Raw genomic sequence first — 17,654 nt, 5'->3', positions numbered from 1 at the left:
TGACAGGAACGAACGCTTTACAACAGTTTATCCGGAGTTATGGGCAACTCCCGGATGCGCTTACCCGTGGCATTAAAAATCGCATTGGCAACGGCGGCTGCCACGCCAACAATCCCTACTTCCCCGATTCCTTTTACGCCCAGCTTGTTGGAGGCCGTGTCTTCTTCCCGGATGAAAATGGCTTCCATCGAACCAATATCCAGGTTAGCCGGAACGTGGTAATCCGCTAACGAACGGGTGACAAAGTTGCCCCAGCGCGGATCAACAACCGATTCTTCAGTAAGTGCCATCCCAATACCCCAGATGTTTCCGCCAATAATCTGCGAACGGGCCGTTTTGGGATTCAGAATCTTGCCCGCTCCTGTAACGGCCAGAAAACGAGAAACCCTGACCATACCTGTCGACTTGTTGACCCGTACCTCGGCAAAGTTGGCGTTGAAACTATGCGCCGAATAGTCTTCTGCATTGTCTGGTGCTTTGGACTCTACTCGGGTCTGGTAGGTGCTGACCTTCTCCGAAATCATTAGCTGCGAAGCTGTAGGCCGGGCAAAATACTGTTTGCCCGATCGGGCGATCAGCTCGTCGGTGATTTTTAGGCAGGCATCGTTGACCACATTGGCATAACTGGTTGCCCCCACCGAACCCACCGAACCAGCAGCTGGCGGCAGATCGGAGTCGCCGATTTTAACGCTTATTTTGGCTAAGGGCAGATCCAGGGCATCGGCTGCCGTTTGGGCCAAAATGGTATAGGTTCCCGTGCCTAAATCGGCAGCCGCCAATTCAACGATTGCTGTAACATCGCTTCCTTCGCGGTTCAGTTTTACAAGGGCCGAGCTTGGCCGCTGGTGAGCGGGGTAGGTTCCGCAGGCCACACCGTAGCCAATCCAGTAATTGCCCTCCTGGTTCTGGCGAGGCTCCGGCTTCCGCTTCTCCCATCCAAAGGCTTTTGCCCCTTCTTTCAGGCATTGCACCGCTTTGCGTGACGACCAGGGCTTACCACTGGATGGGTCGCGTTCCGGCTCGTTCTTCAAGCGCAACTCGATGGGGTCCATTTTAAGCTTATAGGCCAGTTCATCCATGGCCGATTCGAGCGCGAAGCTTCCCGTCGATTTTCCCGGACCGCGTGTGTAGGTCGGCAGAATCATGTTCATGGGCACAACCCGGTAACTAATGAGCGAGTTGGGAACGTCGTACATGACTTTCGAGCAATCTCCGCAAGGCTCCACAAATTCATCGTGTATGGCGCAGTGCGTCGTGATCTCGTGCGACAGCGCGGTCAGTTTACCATCCTTCGTGGCAGCCAGACTCACTTTCTGGTAATTCCGTTGCCGTAGCCCGACCGAATTTACCATCTGCTGGCGGGTCAGGGCCATTTTTACGGGACGGTTGACCGCCTTTGCCGCAACGGCAGCCAGCACCAGATTGGCCCATTGTCCACCTTTGGAACCAAATCCGCCCCCAATGTAGGGAGAAACGATTCGGACATTTTCTGGCTTGATGCCCAGTGTTGCGGCTGCTGCACTCTGAGCACCATTGACAATCTGCGAGCTATTGTATAAGGTTACATGGTCGCCATTCCACTCAGCAATCGTGGCGTGGGGTTCCAGCGGGTGGTGGTGTTCAATCGGGGTTGCGTATACCTCTTCAACTTTGATGGCTGCCGAACCAAGGGCCGCCTGGGTGTCGCCCCGCTTTTCTTCTTTCGGGTCTTTGGCGGGTACGGCCTGGCTCGCCAGTTTTTCGAAGTCGACGTTTGGCGTTGTTTTCGCATACGTCACTTTAACTAGATGTGATGCATGGCGGGCCTGTTCAAACGTTTCGGCAACGACCAGACCAATGTGCTGGCCATAAAACTCAATGGTTGGACTTTGGAGCATGGCCCCTCCCCGAAGACCACCTTTTACATTGAGCTTTGGGGCGTTGAGGTGGGTGATTACGGCCAGAACACCCGGCGCTTTTTCGGCCTCGGCCACATCAATCGCTTGGATGGATCCGGCCGCAATGGTGCTCTTGAACAGAACGGCGTAGGCAACGTTCTTCACCGGGTGGTCGGTCGAGTAATCGGCTTTGCCGGTCACTTTCAGGATACCGTCAATACGACTGACCGGCGTACCGGTTATCTTGTTTCTTTCCTGCATGGCGATGGTTGATTACGGACGTTAGGCCTTGTTGCCTTCCAGAGCGAGTTGAAGCGCTCTCACGATACTTCGGTTGCCTAATTCGACTTTGAATTTATTGTGGGCCAACGGCTTTGCATTCGCCATTTCGGCATCGGCTGCCAGCTTGAAATTTGCTTCCGTTGCGTCTTTCCCAATAAGCATTTTTTCGGCTGCAAACGCCCGCCAGGGCTTATGCGCTACGCCACCCAGCGCAATGCGAGCCTGAACGATCCGGTTGCCGGACCGCGACGAATCTATTTCCAGGGCAGCGGCCACCGAAACCAGCGCAAACGCATACGAAGCACGATCACGAACTTTGAGGTAGTAGGCATGATCGGCCAATTTTGTTTTGGGTAGTTCAATGGCGGTGATCAACTCATCATGGTTCAGGTTGGTATCTTTCTCGGGCGAATCGCCGGGGAGTCGATGAAAATCGGCGAAATTGATCGTCCGTTCCTGCCCGTCTGCATTCCTAACATGGATGACGGCATCCAGGGCGGCCAGCGCAACGGCCATATCAGATGGATAGACCGCGACACATTTTTCGGACCAACCGAAGATGGCGTGCATCCGGTTAATGCCCTCCAGAGCACCACAACCACTTCCCGGCTCCCGTTTGTTGCAGGGCATGGCGACGTCATAGAAGTAAGGACAGCGGGTTCGTTGCAGCAGATTACCGCCATTGGTGGCCATATTTCTGATCTGACCGGATGCTCCCGCAAGAATCGCCTGGGTAAGCAGCGGATAATTTTGACGAATCAGCGGATGATTGGCCGCATCCGTATTCTTGCCCAGGCTACCAATGGAAATGCCGCCCTGATTGGCCCCCGCCGAAATAGGCTTGATTTGTGTAAGCGATAGCCGCGTAATGTCGATCAGTTCGTCAGGCCGTTCAACATCCTCCTTCATCAGGTCCAACAGGTTTGTACCGCCCGCCAGAAGCCGGGCATTCGGGTTAACCGTCAGGAGCTTTGCCGCCGAGGAAGCGTCTTTGGCGTTTGTATATTTAAAAGGTCTCATGGGTGCAATTAGTAAGAGGTTAGCCGACAAATTGCCAGATCTGTTCGACGGGTTTTCCGCTGTGTACTTCCTGAATCGCGGCTACGATGTTCGGATAGGCACCGCAGCGGCACAGGTTGCCGGACATCCGCTCCCGTATCTCTTCAGTTGACAACTGAACGGGTCCCGGTTTTTGACGAACATTTTTCGTTACATAACTGGCTTCCCCATTTTTGGCCTCCTCCATCAGCGCCACCGCCGAACAGATTTGCCCAGGCGTACAGAAGCCGCATTGAAAGCCATCGTGTTTCAAAAAAGCGGCCTGTACCGGGTGCAGTTGACTACCCCGCGCGATGCCTTCAATGGTTTTAACCGTCTTGCCCTCACAACTTGCTGCCAGCGTAAGGCAGGACAATACGCGTCGACCATCGACGATAACCGTACAAGCCCCACACTGGCCATGATCGCAGCCTTTTTTGGAGCCAGTCAGTTCGAGTCGTTCCCGTAGGGTATCCAGTAAGGTCATCCTGGAGTCAACTGTTAGCTTGCGAGCCTCGCCATTGACGTTGAACGATACATTGACCCCGTTCTCCAGGACTGCTGGTGCGTGCTCTACTACTGGACCGTTAAGGGATCGGGTAAATACCTGCTCGGCAACGGCGGACTGGGCCGTCAGAATGCCACCACCCACCAGGGTCATAAGTTTCAAAAAGTGACGCCTGTTTACACCTGTGTCAAGAATCTCGTTGAGGTCCTCTGGCATCAATTCTTCAAATAGCTTCTTTTCGTCCTCGGTCAGTTGAGGCACTTGCTTGTCTTCGTTCATGCACGTCCGGGGAGATACAGGGATTGACTATAAAAGGCTTGGAAATAGTAGGTTACGCGGTGAGATCAAGAGGGTTAACCCGTCGATCAGGCTTATTGTTATGAATGATACATTATAGACGATGTCATTCAGCCAGCAAGCAACCACTTCAGACGTACGGGCCGTGCTTCTACGATTCGTGCTGACGAATGATTTGGCTGTCAGCTAGTTCTTATGCGTGCTTTTCAAGGCCCAGAAGACCAGTACAGGCTGGAAAAATAAACGAACAAATCGTTTCAGATCCGTATCCAGCCCGAATGCACTGCGCCGATTGGCAAATTGGGCAATGTTGCCGGGGAAAACGGCCGTAAAGAACGCAGCGGCTACTTTTCCTACAGTTTCCTGATGCTTTTCGTTGGTCAGCACCAGACTACTACCCAAGGCGATTTCGGCAACACCCGAATACAACACCGTGTCTTCTTTCTTCAGCGGTATGCTATCTGGTACCTGCGCTCTGAATGCCTTCCGGGCAAAGGTCAGGTGGCTTACACCAGCAAAGATTAACGCACCTCCTAAGAAAATCCTGGCTACTTTTTTTGCCGTTTTATCGTCCATGGCTCTGTTGGTTTATACTCCATTAGCCAACTAGTAACTGCCTGTGTCGGCTTAGAGTTTAAAAGCTGCTTGAGTTAACCGATCCGCAAGGCATGATCGAGTTTTGCAAGGTTTGAGAACCTGCCCTCACTAACTCGGCGTAGCGAGCAGCGTGGATGCGTCAGAAGGAGAGGAAGATCATTGTCACATAGAATTGATCGCTGACGGTCGAACAAAAAAAAGCTCCACAGTAGGAGCTGTGGAGCAAAAGCAACGTAACAGATCTAAAACGGTAGTTCTGCCACTTTATTGTGCAGTCTGAAACGGAACAACCTTTATTTATCTATTTATTTTCGTGGGCTTTTACTGCCGCCCGAAACGATCATGGGCTTGAGGCCAGCTGCCATCCCGCTCTTTATCCGCTGGCTTTATCGTAAAACTAGTCTTCACCTGAGTCATTAGCAGTCCAATTGAGCCGCAATTCTCAAAAGTGTCAGCGATTGACTCATTTGTGACAGCCCCTGGCCGCTAACCTGCCGACCTTTGACCTATCCAAAACGGAAAAATAAATCATACAAACACATACATCATGAAAGCCCTCATCAATCCCCTCGTCATTGCTTTTGCCTTAACCCTGGCTACTTTTTCGGCTTCATTGGCCAACACCAATCCCGGTGGACGTCCCGCTCCTGTGGCTAGTTACAAAACGGGTATGTACACCACCGCAGAAGGCAAGCTTCAGATTGCCGTGGATAAAGAAGCGACGGGTGTGGTCGACATTCAGCTAGTAAATGCAGCCGGCAAAGTGCTGTTCACTCAGCGGGTGGCCAAGAAAGAAACGATAGCCCGCCTTCGGCTGACATTGAGTGATCTGCCCGACGGAGCTTATCAGGTTCAGATGAGCAATGGTGTGGAGGTGACAACGTACTCAGTGACGTTATCGACCAACCAGCCCAGTGCGCCCAGTCGTCTGGTGGCCATCAACTAAGCTCATTTCCTTCCCACCCTTACCCACACCAGAGCAAGGCAGCCATTCGAACGAGTGGCTGCTTTCTTTTGGTATCTGCCCAGTGACCCTACCGGGGAGAAAGCTGAACGACAACGCGCCTGCTGATTGTTTTTATAGCCTCCGGGCCGTCGGCTGATGCCTTTGTATCAGGCCCTTCCCAACTGGCTGCGATCTGGTTTGCCAGAACACCATGCTGTCTGAGATACTGCTCGACAGCCTTGGCCCGGTGCTTAGCTAAAGCCATGTTTAATTCGCGCTTGCCAACATTATCGGTATAACCGGTTACGGTAGCCATCAGCCTTGGTTGTTCTACCAGTTGTTGGGCAATTGAATCCAGCATCGTTTTCACGTTGGGCCGCAGTTGATGACTACTCTGATCAAAATATAAGATGGTAATACTCAACGGCAGGTCAGACGTTATCTGGGCTCGTACCCCCAGATTCACGCAGATGGTCAGTGCTATTGTCAGCAGAGCGGTAATCAAGGTCAACCTGCGTCTGGTTTGTATGCACCCACCTGACGTGCTCTGCAAAGCTATTGGTTGATCTCGCCAGTCAGTAACGAACATGTTGATTGTCAGCTTTTAGGTGAAGATGAGTAAAGTTTGCCAATAACAGCTTACATTTAACTGCTCAGGAGTGGCTTAGTTAACCGCCTGCCGCAACACAGCTTAACCCGCGACCGGCTTGAGTCACACCCTGGTACGTGTACGTTACCCGTATTTATAGAATCACGCTATCATGAAGCGCCGTAAATCTCCTAAAATAGCCTTGGTCGCTGCTCCTCTGGCGGCTTTGTTTTTGTTTAATTCGGCTCGTAGCCTTGTTTTTGACCGAAACGACGCTATTCCCGTTTGTGGCTATGGAACCGATGGACGTATCAGCCCGATGGAAAACGGGAAGTTCATCGTGCCCCTGCCGGGGTGGGGAAACCACTCTTATAAGATCACGACCAGTAGCGACAGTGCTCAGTTTTATTTCGATCAGGGCCTGACGATGTACTACAGCTACCACATGAAAGAAGCGATGGCTTCGTTTAAGGAAGCGGCTCGCCTTGATCCCGCTTGCCCGATGGCATTCTGGGGGCAGGCCCTGGCCGGAGGTCCTTATTACAATGCGGCTCATACATACACGGTTCCGGCAGACATGCCCGCTATTGTGGCACGCATGAACGAACTGATTGCGAATGCCAACCCGAAAGAGAAAAAGCTGATTCAGGCGATGAATACCCGCTACGATTTTGCGACAAACGCTGATCGCAAAAAACTCAATCAGGCGTATGCATCGGCTACCCGGCAACTTCTGTCCGAAGGTAACGACCCGGATATTAAAATGCTGTATGTAGATGCCATAATGCTGATACACGCCTGGGATTTCTGGACGAGCGAGGGAACCCCAAAAGCCTGGACGCAGGAGGTAGTGGACCTGTGCGAAAGCGTCCTCAATGAGCACCCTGATCATCCGGCCGCCCTGCATTATCAGATTCACCTGACCGAAGCATCCCTGAAGCCGCAGGTAGCGCTGGCCAACGCCGACAAACTTAAAACCCTGCTTCCGGGTGTCGCGCATATGGTGCACATGGCAAGCCACGAGTATCAGCGAAATGGCCTGTTTGCGCAAGGGGTGACTGTTAACGACGATGCAGATGACAATCTGCTGATCTATGATTCATTGGCGGCCAACCTTAGCCTGGTGAAGCATTCGCCCCACTATTTTGCTGTCCAGACGTATTGCGCCCTAAGCGGGGGTATGTACCAAACGGGCTTGACCGATGCCCTCCGCTGCCGCAAATCGGTGTCGCCTGTGCCCGAGAATACCTATGATCAATACCTGTATATGCTGCCCTCACTGACGCTGGTCAGGCTGGGTAAGTGGAGTGAAATTTTAGCAACGGAGAAGCCCAGCGAAACCTGGGCATATGCCAGCCTGCTGGATCATTTTTCGAGAGGCATGGCCCTGGTCGGTACAGGAAAAATTGCGGAAGCCAAAAAGCAGAGCCAACTGCTTGAGGAACGCTTAAAAGACCCCATTCTCGAAAAACGGCGGATACCGTTCAATGCTCCGCTCCCGGTGGCCAAAATTGCCGATCATATTCTGGCGTCGGCCATTCTGTTTGCTGAAAAGAAGCCTGAACAGGCGGTCACCAACCTTCAGCAGGCTATTTCCCTCGAAGATCAATTGATTTATACCGAACCTGCCGATTGGCCCTTACCCGTCCGGCAGTTCCTGGGCGCTTATTTACTTCAACTAAACAAAGTGAAAGAGGCCGAAGCCGTGTACCGTCAGGACCTGGTGCACCATCCGGGTAATGGCTGGTCGTTAGTAGGGCTTCACAAGGCGCTTAGACGCCAGCACAAATCCGCCGAACTGGCGAAGATTGAAACGGATTACCGATCTGCTTTTTCGAAGGCGGAGCAAATTCCTGCCGCGTCTGTTTATTGATGTCTGCGTTTAATGGGAATAGCGAGTATTGATTATTCATACTCAACGAGCTAAGTACCGTAGGTACGACATGATTGTAACAAATGTAGGCTGTCGGTATCCCAGCATGCCTTTAGGTACGCAACGAGTGTTACGGGTCGTATACCTACGGCATGCTTAAATGCCGACCGCTCACATGTACTACAAACATCCAATCGCTACGCGATTGAATTAAGTCGTTACCGGCGTTTACTTTGCTGCAACCAGCTTGGTGTCGAGTTCGGCTTTTAGCTCGGTCAGGCCAGCGCGTTTGAGGACAATTTCGCCTTGCTTGTACAGGATCAGGTAGGGGAAAGACGAAACCGTTTTCAGCGATGCGATCAGCGCCGGGCTTTCTTCCAGTTCGATTTCAACAATTTTCAGCGCATCGCTGTGTTGTTGACAAAGGGTTTCCAGAATGGGTTTCACCTTCTTGCACGAGCCACAACAGTTGGAGCCAATGTCGACCAGAACCAGTTTATGGCTGGCAAGAATCTGGTTGTATTCGGTTAAGGTCATCCCCATTTTGGCTGTGCTTATATACAGCTACTTAAATTAACATTTCGAGGTAGTGGGTCTTGTCTTACCGTCAATGATCCAATTGGTAAGGCCAACGCCTGGATGCCGGACTGGCGATTCGGGCTATACCCGTGTGATTAAAGGTAGATAAATGTTTTGGTGACAAGTTTGTAACGAAAAGAGCTATTCGTAAAGAAAAAAAAACGTTGTTAGTATATACTCGCTTGTATTTAGTAGTTTAATTTTTTTAATTGTCGCTTTGTTTTTCGGGCATAGTTTCTGCTCTCCACAAGGTTATTTAATGCATATGGGAAAAATTATACAACTAGTTAAACAACTAATGGGTGTACACCCTCAACAAGGGATTAAACCTCTTTCTCGATTGATTTACCTGGGTTCTTTGTACAACGGCTATCATATTCCCGACTCTTTTATCACAAAAGAGTCAGTTTGTTATTGTGTAGGTGCCGGCGCAGATATTTCGTTCGATGCTGAGCTTAAAATGAAATATGATGCCCGTATATTTATTTTCGACCCTACTCCTGAAGGTATTGATCACTTCGCACTGGTTAAGGAATATGCGGAAAAAGGGTATTTGCTGACAATTCATAATGTGGCCCCTTACAGTAAAGGAGCTTATACCTATCAGCTTACGCCAGAAGAAGTACAGGAAATGACATTTGTCGAAGTTGGCGTTTGGGATCAGAAAACAACACTAAAATTTTTTGCCCCCCAGAAAGATAATTATATATCCCGTTCTGTCTATCTATTCAAAGAGTCCGGTGATTATTTGGAGGCACCAGTCGACCGGTTAAGTAATCTGATGAAAACGCTTGGGCATTCAGCAATTGATCTGCTTAAATTAGAAATTGAAGGGGCTGAATACACCGTTATTGATACAATAATTGAGGATAAACTGGATATAAAAGTAATCCTGGTCGAGTTCGATGAAGTGCATAACGCTACCGACAAACGGTTTCATTTCAGAATCAAAAAAGCATGTGATAAACTGAAAAATGCTGGTTATGTATTAGTCCATTCTACCGAAAGTATGAAGCGTACATTTGTTCGGGAAGACGTTTATGAACAGCTTCAGGCAGCCTATAAGTAGGTTCTGATTTGTCGCGCGTTTGCTACCTTAATCCAGTTGTACAATCACATTGAGCAGACGCCCTGCTTCCTGACCAACCCCAATCTAGCCGTCGTTTGAAAACAGATTATTTGTCATCAGCCATTATCAGCTATAAAAGCGTCTGCCTGGTTTTGGCGCTGTTCCTGCTAGTTGCTCCTATGGCTTCCAGGGGGCAACAGGCCAGTGGCCGAACCCTTGTTACACCCCGAATGCGGGTGATTGTCGATAATGATTTTAGTGGAGACCCCGATGGTTTGTTCCAACTGGTTCACTTGCTGATGTCCCCTTCGGTCGACATAAGGGGCATTATTGGCTCACACCTCCGGGTCGGCGACGGGTTTGATAACTCGTCTACTCAAGCCGATAATGCAGCTAAAAAAGCCCGGGAGGTTCTACAACTGATGGCGATCAAAAGCCCAATTCCGGTTATGGCTGGCTCAAACACAGGCATGGCCAATGACACCACACCTGTACAAAGCGAAGCTGTTACATTGATCATAAACGAAGCCTTACGGACCGACACGCAGTTGCCGCTGTATGTTCTCTGCGGAGCCGGGCTAACCGAAATAGCCTCAGCCGTTCTGAAGGCTCCCCAGATTGCCGACAAACTGACGTTGGTCTGGATTGGAGGCCCCGAATACCCCGATTTGGCTCTGCCGCCACCCAACTACTCAAGCGTAGAGTACAATCTGAACATTGATCTTTCAGCCGCTAGGACCATTTTTAACCGAACTAGATTACCTATTTGGCAGGTTCCCAGAAATGCGTACCGGCAAGCTTTACTTCCTTACTCTCTGCTGCTAACGAAGGTCAAGCCACGTGGGAAAGTGGGTGCTTACCTGTCTAATACGCTTGAGGAGTTGATGCTTCGCCTGCAGCGCTATAAAGTAGCCATAGGCGAAACATACATTCTGGGCGATAGCCCTCTGGTCTTGCTAACGGCCTTACAGTCGTCCTTCGAGGCTGACCCTTCTTCCAGTACATATGCTCTCAAACTCGCACCCAGAATCAATTCGCAGGGAGGGTATGACTACAACCCCGTGGGGCGCCCGATCCGGGTTTATTCCCAGTTGGATATTCCGCTACTGTTTACAGACTTTTTTGCGAAGCTGGAACTTATGAACCCATAGGTAAGCGCAAAGGCTGGGCACCAGTGCCGCTTAACAGAATTCACCCGACCACAGGCAGCGACATAAAACATTTTCTTAACCCAGCCCGTTCAGCATAGGGCGTTAGCGCACTTATTGCCTTGACGTGAAAGTTTTATAGATTCCATTCAAGCTATTTTGCAACATACGTGAGTAAAGCAACTACTCGGCAAAAACGAAAATCCAACCGACTTCCTATCTTAGTTATCGAAGATAATGCGGATCAGTGGCTCATCATCCGGGCTGTCCTGAATCAGTGTTTTCCCGAAGTAGAACCTACCTGGCTGAATCATACCATGCAGGTACGATCGTACGTTGACGCTCAGATGAGAGATAATGCGAAGCTGCCGCTGCTAATCCTTATGGATTTGTATTTACCGACCCGGTCAGAAGGTCTGGACCTACTGGAGTTTATCAAAACCCACCCTACTTACCGGAAAATGCCGGTGGTGGTGCTCAGCTCTTCGGCCGCTCATGAAGATATGGAGTTGGCTTATGGCTTCAGTATAGCCTCTTATATAATTAAACCCGGAAGCTTTCACGACTGGCTGAACTGCTTTTATACTTTTCGGCGCTATTGGTGGGACACCGTTTCACTGCCTTTGCGTTATGAAGCCTGAATGGTATTCACCGCAGTGGCAACCAACGCCTGCAGGCGGAAGAAAGCGATTTGGTACTTCTCTTGCTGCTCTTCTTCATAATGATCCAGCATACTGGAAGCATCTTGCCAGCCCTGGTCCTGTAGCAGATGAAGGGCCTCGATAATACTCAGGTTATCTGGGTCAGTTTTTAGTAAATCTGTGATCAGCGTTTTTATTCCGACAAAGCCGACCATTAATGGGGCTGGGCCATCTGTCGTTTTTAGGCGTTGAAAGGCTTGGTTTTCAGTGATGATCGTGTTAATTAGGGGCGTATTCATGAAGTACTGTGTGGCTTTTCGGTACCCAATAGCGGACTAACTAAGTAAACATGAGCATAGCCATTTGATAAATAAGTGTCATGTTTACGTTCTACCGGACAAATCTCTGACAAGAACCGCTCATTTTTCCAGTAAGGCAATTTTATTGTGTTAATCGGTACCTAAAATGAATGCCTATCCATCCCGTCGCACGTTTTTGATGGCCTCACTGGGTCTTACCTTTGGCAGGCCCTTCAGCCCTCCCTTGCTTACAGTTGGTCAGGTTATTGATCGTGTCAAAGCTAATGTAGGAATTCCATGGCGCGAGCAAACCGTCGACAATCTGATTGCAGGCACTCCGGAAATACCCGTTAAAGGGGTGGCCGTCACCATGATGGCTACGCTGGATGTGCTGCAACGGGCCGCCAGCAAAGGCCTGAATATGGTCATCACGCACGAACCAACCTATTACTCCCACCAGGATCGTACAGAGCCTGTTCAGCAGGATTCACTGTATCAGCTGAAGCGCGATTTTATCCAGCAGAAAGGCATGGCTGTCTTTCATTTTCACGATCACTGGCACGGACGCCGACCGGATGGCATTGCTACAGGAATGGTTCGGGAATTGGGTTGGGAGAAGAACAACGACTCGCAAAATTCCCGATTGTTCACGTTTCCGGAAACCTCGCTGGCCCGGTTCGCGCAGGGGATGAGTACGAAATTAGGCATTCGAACGATGCGCGTAATCGGCGATCCCCAAATGCCCGTCAGGCGGGTTATGGCTAGTTGGGGTAATGTTAGTCTGATGCCGGGAGTTCCGTATCTGGCGCAGGCCGATGTGCTGGTTGTGGGAGAGACACATGAATGGGAACTGGTCGAATATGTGCAGGACGCCATCACGTCTGGCCAGAAGAAGGGCCTGATTATACTAGGGCATTTGATTTCGGAGCAAGCCGGTATGAAATACTGTGCCGAATGGCTGAAAGGGTTTATCACCGACACCCCGATCGAATTCATCTCAGCAAGCGAACCTTACTGGCGTCCCGATCAGCCGGTCAAATAAGGGGCACATGCTAATTGTTAGTGAATGCCGATTGCAGGCAGAAAAGAGAACGTGCTTTTCTGCCTGCAATCGGCATTTGATTACTCCTGGTTCATCAGGGCAAAGGCTTCATTGGGGGCCGTCAAATAGAACGCTCTGAAGTCGGCCGTTTGACCGATCTTGATTTCATATTCGTCCTTTTCAATGGCGTCTACCAGGCCTTGTGCGACCTCAATAGGTGGAATGCCGTTTTGCTCTCCACCAATTTCTTTTGAAAACTCGGTATTTACCAGCGGTGGCATCAATTCAAAGACTTTGATTGATGTGTCTTGGGCTAAGGTGTGCCGGAGCGAAAGCGTGTATGAGTGAACAGCCGCCTTACTATCTGAATAGGAGGGTATCCGGACCGACGGTGCAAAGGCAACAATGGAGGTTACATTCACGATGGCCGCTTCCGGTTGCGCTTTCAGGAGCGGAAGAAAACCTTCGGTCAAACGAACCAGCGAAAAGTAGTTGGTTGCAAATTCGACTGTCGATTTTTCAAAAGCGCCCGCGTTTTCAGAATGGGTATAGGCAAAAGCAAGGCCAGCATTATTGATGAGTACACTCAAGTCAGGATACTCCTCTGACACCCGTTGGATCAACTCGTTGACATCTTTTTCATTGGTAATGTCGCATCGAATAGCTACCGTGTTGGGTAGCCCTTCTGCGGCCTTTTTGAGTTTGCTTTCGGTTCGGCCGACAAGGAGGACTGTATTGCCCTGAGCACTTAATAGTTTGGCGACTTCGAACCCGATTCCTGATCCACCACCGGTAATCAACACTGTTTTGTTTGAGATATTCATTTGCTAAACGGATTATGTACTGCGTTTGTAATATTGTATCGATCGATACAATTTGGGTTAAAAAAAAGCCTAATCAAAGACCTGCAAACTGAAATCGATCATCGCCTTCAGTTTCGATGTATCCTTCTCAATCAATTTAGTTGTATTCAATCCGGTCCATAAGTTCAGGAGGTAAACTTTCCATAGCTCGCTGGGTATCTTCGGATTAATGATTCCGGCATCTTTAGCCCGCATCAAGGCCTGATAGAAGGCGTCAGAAACGGTGGAAATATTTTGCACGGCCGCTTCTTTAAGCTCCTTGTCGTCAGCCTGGAAAAGGGTATTGCTGAAATAACAACCAAACTGGCCAAACATCCCTTCTGGATCGGCCAGGACATAATAATACTGCCTGATGGCTTCCAACGGATTCTCAAAGGTGTCGAGCATGGCCAAAAAATTTTTTGGATAGACCGAAAAGAAGCGCTGCATCGACTTTCTGAATAATTCCTGCTTTCCTCCCTTGTAGGCCAGGTAAAAGCTCCCCATGCCGATTCCCATCGCTGTCTGCAAATCTCTGGAAGACGCGTTGTCATAGCCTTTTTCCCAGAATACCCTGATGGCAGCGTCCAGAGCTGCTTCTTCATCGTATATTTTCTGTCTTCCTGCCATGGTGTACGTTGATTCCCAGCGCTAATCTGATGCAAAGATATGTATTGTATCAATTGATACAATATTAAGGTTGTTTTTATTTTCCTACCGCACAAAACGATTGTCGGATCGGAAGAGGCATGCCAAAAATGTGCGTTGGGCGTAAATAAAGCTAGTTAAGTCATTGGTAATAATGACCTTATCTCTGGATTTGCGCTAGCGGGGTTGATAACAATCCGTTACCCGGTATAGTTTGCCATCAGTTTTGGTAAACAAATAAAGCCCGTGGTGCAACCCCATACCAAAGCGGAGATCCGTTTTTTTGCTGCCGCTTAATTTCTGAAAAGTGGTTAGCTGACCGTCTACTTCCAGGTCAACTTCCTGAACTGGAACCTGAGTGCCGGTTTTAAGGTCAGCACTTTCCACAAAAAATACCCGTCCGTTAACGACGTCGCCAAACACGTATTTCCCGTTGAGCAGGGGCAGTGACGTTCCCGTATTCACAAACCCGCCCGAAATAGCATTTCCCTCATCGTGGTCATACTGAGCTACCGGATATGAATAGGCAGACGAAGAGTCGTCGGAAGGTAGGGGGTAAACGACACTCATGTTGCCCCGGGGATTCATTCGAAACGTACCTTCCCGCTGTGGCCAGCCATAGTCCGCTCCGGCGATGCCAAGGTTGAGTTCTTCGGCATTATGCTGACCAATGTCCGTAATCAGCATCTTACCATCAGGAGACCAACTAATGCGGTTTGGATTGCGGAACCCCCGGCAGAAAATCTCTCCGAGTGTAGCCGGGTTCTGATCCTGTGCGTATGGATTTTCGGGCGGAATTCCATACCGGCCGTTTGTACTATTTCTCCCCCTGGGATCAATTCGCGCGACCGAACCCCAGATTCGACTTTTGTCATTACACAGAAAGTAATAGCCTTCTTCAGTGGCCCCGCCATCGCCCAGACCCATGTACAACAGGCCATAGTCGGGGCTTTTTGGACTGGCCAGTGGATTGAAGGTGATTTCCTGTAGTCCGTGAATAGCCGAAACGAAGTTGACGCGCAGCAGTTCGCGACCCGTTCCAGAAAAAATAGCCTCGGTTGGCTTGTTTACTTTCCATTCAGTGAGCACCCATTGCAACCGGACGGGAATCGTATCGGCGTAGGCAAAATCGGCCGGTGCTGTTCCCGCTTTTTCCGTGTGAGTGGTGTAGAGAAGACCGTTTTGGTAAAAATCAGGGTGAAAGGCGAAGCTGCCAAATCCTGTAGCTAAACCCGGTGCTGGAATGAAGTCCGGCCGTTCTTTCCGGATATCCATAAAGACGCGCAGTTCATTACCCACCAACTCATAAAGAATTCCCCGCAAGTCCTGAAGGAAGACCCGGTCAGGCGTGACCCGGTCAGGCGTGACCCGGTCAGGCTGACCAGGCAAGACCGCCATTTTGTTGATCCGGGCATGCGGAATTGCTGTTGACGTAGCGGGGGCTGTCAGCACTTCGCTAAGACGGAGTCGCAAACCTGATTTGGCGAGCTTGGCAGGTATCGGATTTTCCAGGCCTGCACCCAGCTTTTCGGCTGAACTGGCAAGCGACTCGGCTTTGTGGTTAGCATGAATGTAGGCCAGTAAGGCGGTCAAATCAGTTTCCGTTAGGTTGGAAAAAGCAGGCATGACCTGCTTGTACTCATTAAAAAGTCGGGTTGCGCGGTCGTCTTTCTGGCTAATCTTTTCCGGCGCATTCCGGATAAACTGTTTTAGCCAGGTAGCTGACACCTGAGTAGTGACCTGCCCAAGGTTGGGTCCAATTCCTTTCTGCAGAAAGTTGTGGCAGGGCGAACAGCTGTTTTGAAACAAAAGTTGCCCTTTTGCCACAATCCGTTTATCCGCAGAATAGGCAGTTGGCTCCACGCCGACTGTCGTTGCAGCTGGTTTCGACTGGCGAGCCTGCCCTCCACTGGCGGGTTGCTGAGCCATGGCAGACATATTCCAACTGGTAATTACCAGCAAAAAGAAACAGAACTTCAGTCGTTTTGAGTAGGCGTAGCGCGTAAGCATGGACGAGTTAAATAGATAGTCTGACTGTTAAGGGAGTAAATTAACGGTAGCAAACCTATATCACTTCCTCTGGAAGCAAAATTAATGAACTTGACGAGAATGGCTCTGTTGGGCGGTGTTTACATCATCTTGAGTCTAAACCGTAGCACTCGGCTAGGGAAATAGTAAAAAGTCGCTGATCATTGGCGACCAGCGACTTTTTAGGAGCAAGACGATATACGAAAGCTAGAGCTCCTGAACAGGTGATAACCATCGTTCCTTAATTGGGAATTTTAATTAAAGTAACCTCGTACTCATACGGCGTAGTCTCGAACGGCTCACTGCCCAGCTTGTAAGTACCCTTGCGTTGGGTCACATACCCATCGGCATTCCGTACATAGCTGTAGTAAATATGCTTTGTAGGATTCGGACTCTTTGGAAGAGTTTCAACAACGGATTGGATCAGGTGCTTACTCGGCTTGCCAAAATAAGGCAGGAATCCTTCATAAAGATCACTCCATCTCGAGCTCACCGGGTATAAATCATCCACCGGAGCTCCCCCGTTTGCATCGGTGTAGGAAAAGATAGCTGTCCGGTAGATAACCTGCTGGGCATCTAAGCTCGTAATCTTAATTAAATCCCCATCGGCGTTGTAGTCGTAGTGCTCTCGTCCCCTGACATTGCCGTTAAGCCACTGCAGGCAATCAACCAACTGCCCATTGGGGTTGTAGCCCAGGATAAACATGAGGGTTACGTCACCAGCAGGTTGATGGTCAACTTCTTGATATTTGTAGCAGTGCCCCTTCTCATTGAACCAGTAGGTTTGATTAATATTCACCGTATTGGGAGAGGGCGCATGGAGAATCACATCGATTGAGCCTGAGGAGTACATCGTGCCAGGCGTGTAGTTGTAGCTATACGTGGCGGTGAGGCCATAGGAGGGATACACATACCCCTTTATCCGTCCATCGGGGTAGTAAATCAGCTTTTGTTCGCCAAATTTGGTGAGTTTGTATTTCTTGGGCGCTCCCATCGCCTGGGCAAGGGCGACTGTCGAGGTCTGGCTTTGCGTTAATTCGGGATTGACCAGGCTATTTTCCTGGCAGGAAAAGACGCTTAGGGAAGCCACCAGATAAAGGGTCGTTTTGCTTTTGTCAAGCAACGTCTTCAGGTGTGCTGCGTTGCTCTTTAAAGCGATTGGGTGTAGCATGTTGATGTAGATTGATGAGCCATTGCTGGCTTTCCGGTTGCTTACTGGCAGCAAAGGTGCTGGTGGCAAGCGGATGCCCCAAAGATTTTACCACCAGTGGCCAGTAATCATCTCTTGAATCGTTGGTGGTTGGCAATGAGTCGCTCTGAGGCTCAGAAAATCGAAGAGGATGCTGCCGTA

General features: G+C 49.9%; 17 protein-coding genes. 6 read left to right on the top strand and 11 right to left on the bottom strand.

Features of this window, described 5'->3' with window-relative positions; genetic code table 11:
- Positions 1 to 17: 17 nt before the first annotated feature.
- From SD10_RS21185 to SD10_RS21170, 4 genes are all read right to left on the bottom strand, one after another.
- Entirely contained in the window at positions 18 to 2,138 is a 2,121-nt protein-coding gene (locus SD10_RS21185) for a xanthine dehydrogenase family protein molybdopterin-binding subunit (protein ID WP_046576545.1), read from the bottom strand.
- 21 nt (positions 2,139 to 2,159) lie between these two features.
- Positions 2,160 to 3,179 (bottom strand): FAD binding domain-containing protein, encoded by a 1,020-nt coding sequence (locus SD10_RS21180; protein ID WP_046576544.1) that lies wholly within the window; start codon positions 3,177 to 3,179, stop codon positions 2,160 to 2,162.
- Positions 3,180 to 3,198: 19 nt separating this feature from the next.
- Entirely contained in the window at positions 3,199 to 3,984 is a 786-nt protein-coding gene (locus SD10_RS21175) for a 2Fe-2S iron-sulfur cluster-binding protein (protein WP_046576542.1), read from the bottom strand.
- A 204-nt stretch (positions 3,985 to 4,188) separates the two neighbouring features.
- A complete protein-coding gene (locus tag SD10_RS21170; RefSeq protein WP_046576540.1) occupies positions 4,189 to 4,578 on the bottom strand; it encodes a DoxX family protein in 390 nt (129 codons plus the stop codon).
- A 568-nt stretch (positions 4,579 to 5,146) separates the two neighbouring features.
- Between SD10_RS21170 and SD10_RS21165 the strand changes: the two genes are divergently transcribed.
- Positions 5,147 to 5,545 (top strand): T9SS type A sorting domain-containing protein, encoded by a 399-nt coding sequence (locus tag SD10_RS21165; RefSeq protein WP_046576538.1) that lies wholly within the window; start codon positions 5,147 to 5,149, stop codon positions 5,543 to 5,545.
- A gap of 88 nt (positions 5,546 to 5,633) precedes the next feature.
- Here the strand turns inward: SD10_RS21165 and SD10_RS21160 are convergent, their stop codons facing one another.
- On the bottom strand, positions 5,634 to 6,050 hold the full coding sequence (locus tag SD10_RS21160; protein WP_158500585.1) for an OmpA family protein: 417 nt from the start codon (positions 6,048 to 6,050) through the stop codon (positions 5,634 to 5,636).
- A gap of 256 nt (positions 6,051 to 6,306) precedes the next feature.
- Between SD10_RS21160 and SD10_RS21155 the strand changes: the two genes are divergently transcribed.
- Positions 6,307 to 8,007: a tetratricopeptide repeat protein gene (locus tag SD10_RS21155; protein ID WP_179945470.1), complete on the top strand. Its 1,701-nt coding sequence runs from the start codon at positions 6,307 to 6,309 to the stop codon at positions 8,005 to 8,007.
- Positions 8,008 to 8,235: 228 nt separating this feature from the next.
- Here SD10_RS21155 and SD10_RS21150 read toward each other — a convergent pair whose 3' ends face one another.
- The gene (locus SD10_RS21150; protein ID WP_052731251.1) at positions 8,236 to 8,544 is read right to left on the bottom strand and encodes a thioredoxin family protein; all 309 of its coding nucleotides are present in this window, start codon (positions 8,542 to 8,544) and stop codon (positions 8,236 to 8,238) included.
- 307 nt (positions 8,545 to 8,851) lie between these two features.
- Between SD10_RS21150 and SD10_RS21145 the strand changes: the two genes are divergently transcribed.
- The 3 genes from SD10_RS21145 (at position 8,852) to SD10_RS21135 (ending at position 11,444) form a co-directional block, all read left to right on the top strand.
- Positions 8,852 to 9,655 (top strand): FkbM family methyltransferase, encoded by an 804-nt coding sequence (locus SD10_RS21145; protein ID WP_158500584.1) that lies wholly within the window; start codon positions 8,852 to 8,854, stop codon positions 9,653 to 9,655.
- Between the two features lie 95 nt (positions 9,656 to 9,750).
- On the top strand, positions 9,751 to 10,806 hold the full coding sequence (locus SD10_RS21140) for a nucleoside hydrolase (protein ID WP_227699039.1): 1,056 nt from the start codon (positions 9,751 to 9,753) through the stop codon (positions 10,804 to 10,806).
- A 167-nt stretch (positions 10,807 to 10,973) separates the two neighbouring features.
- Positions 10,974 to 11,444, top strand: a complete 471-nt coding sequence (locus SD10_RS21135) for a response regulator (RefSeq protein WP_046576532.1) — start codon at positions 10,974 to 10,976, stop codon at positions 11,442 to 11,444.
- Here SD10_RS21135 and SD10_RS21130 read toward each other — a convergent pair.
- Entirely contained in the window at positions 11,432 to 11,743 is a 312-nt protein-coding gene (locus SD10_RS21130; protein ID WP_046576530.1) for a hypothetical protein, read from the bottom strand. The genes SD10_RS21135 and SD10_RS21130 overlap by 13 nt on opposite strands.
- 166 nt (positions 11,744 to 11,909) lie before the next feature.
- Between SD10_RS21130 and SD10_RS21125 the strand changes: the two genes are divergently transcribed.
- Complete coding sequence (locus SD10_RS21125) at positions 11,910 to 12,785, top strand: Nif3-like dinuclear metal center hexameric protein (protein ID WP_052731250.1); 876 nt, start codon at positions 11,910 to 11,912, stop codon at positions 12,783 to 12,785.
- Positions 12,786 to 12,865: 80 nt separating this feature from the next.
- Here SD10_RS21125 and SD10_RS21120 read toward each other — a convergent pair whose 3' ends face one another.
- From SD10_RS21120 to SD10_RS21105, 4 genes are all read right to left on the bottom strand, one after another.
- Positions 12,866 to 13,609: an SDR family oxidoreductase gene (locus SD10_RS21120; RefSeq protein WP_046576528.1), complete on the bottom strand. Its 744-nt coding sequence runs from the start codon at positions 13,607 to 13,609 to the stop codon at positions 12,866 to 12,868.
- Between the two features lie 69 nt (positions 13,610 to 13,678).
- Positions 13,679 to 14,257: a TetR/AcrR family transcriptional regulator gene (locus SD10_RS21115; RefSeq protein ID WP_046576527.1), complete on the bottom strand. Its 579-nt coding sequence runs from the start codon at positions 14,255 to 14,257 to the stop codon at positions 13,679 to 13,681.
- Between the two features lie 195 nt (positions 14,258 to 14,452).
- A complete protein-coding gene (locus SD10_RS21110; protein ID WP_046576525.1) occupies positions 14,453 to 16,285 on the bottom strand; it encodes a PQQ-dependent sugar dehydrogenase in 1,833 nt (610 codons plus the stop codon).
- 259 nt (positions 16,286 to 16,544) lie between these two features.
- On the bottom strand, positions 16,545 to 17,474 hold the full coding sequence (locus SD10_RS21105) for a DUF4595 domain-containing protein (RefSeq protein ID WP_148562485.1): 930 nt from the start codon (positions 17,472 to 17,474) through the stop codon (positions 16,545 to 16,547).
- Positions 17,475 to 17,654 lie beyond the last annotated feature (180 nt).

This window comes from Spirosoma radiotolerans (assembly GCF_000974425.1).
Classification (GTDB): domain Bacteria; phylum Bacteroidota; class Bacteroidia; order Cytophagales; family Spirosomataceae; genus Spirosoma; species Spirosoma radiotolerans.
The sequence above is the reverse complement of the archived record's forward strand: the minus strand, read 5'-3'. Positions and strand labels throughout refer to the sequence as shown.

Excerpts from the sequence above, each read along its gene's own strand:
- SD10_RS21130 (WP_046576530.1), bottom strand. The coding sequence starts at position 11,743 with ATGAATACGCCCCTAATTAACACGATCATCACTGAAAACCAAGCCTTT.
- SD10_RS21120 (WP_046576528.1), bottom strand. The coding sequence starts at position 13,609 with ATGAATATCTCAAACAAAACAGTGTTGATTACCGGTGGTGGATCAGGA.
- SD10_RS21105 (WP_148562485.1), bottom strand. The coding sequence starts at position 17,474 with ATGCTACACCCAATCGCTTTAAAGAGCAACGCAGCACACCTGAAGACG.
- SD10_RS21155 (WP_179945470.1), top strand. The coding sequence starts at position 6,307 with ATGAAGCGCCGTAAATCTCCTAAAATAGCCTTGGTCGCTGCTCCTCTG.
- SD10_RS21180 (WP_046576544.1), bottom strand. The coding sequence starts at position 3,179 with ATGAGACCTTTTAAATATACAAACGCCAAAGACGCTTCCTCGGCGGCA.
- SD10_RS21150 (WP_052731251.1), bottom strand. The coding sequence starts at position 8,544 with ATGACCTTAACCGAATACAACCAGATTCTTGCCAGCCATAAACTGGTT.
- SD10_RS21110 (WP_046576525.1), bottom strand. The coding sequence starts at position 16,285 with ATGCTTACGCGCTACGCCTACTCAAAACGACTGAAGTTCTGTTTCTTT.
- SD10_RS21145 (WP_158500584.1), top strand. The coding sequence starts at position 8,852 with ATGGGAAAAATTATACAACTAGTTAAACAACTAATGGGTGTACACCCT.
- SD10_RS21165 (WP_046576538.1), top strand. The coding sequence starts at position 5,147 with ATGAAAGCCCTCATCAATCCCCTCGTCATTGCTTTTGCCTTAACCCTG.
- SD10_RS21115 (WP_046576527.1), bottom strand. The coding sequence starts at position 14,257 with ATGGCAGGAAGACAGAAAATATACGATGAAGAAGCAGCTCTGGACGCT.
- SD10_RS21175 (WP_046576542.1), bottom strand. The coding sequence starts at position 3,984 with ATGAACGAAGACAAGCAAGTGCCTCAACTGACCGAGGACGAAAAGAAG.
- SD10_RS21185 (WP_046576545.1), bottom strand. The coding sequence starts at position 2,138 with ATGCAGGAAAGAAACAAGATAACCGGTACGCCGGTCAGTCGTATTGAC.
- SD10_RS21170 (WP_046576540.1), bottom strand. The coding sequence starts at position 4,578 with ATGGACGATAAAACGGCAAAAAAAGTAGCCAGGATTTTCTTAGGAGGT.
- SD10_RS21125 (WP_052731250.1), top strand. The coding sequence starts at position 11,910 with ATGAATGCCTATCCATCCCGTCGCACGTTTTTGATGGCCTCACTGGGT.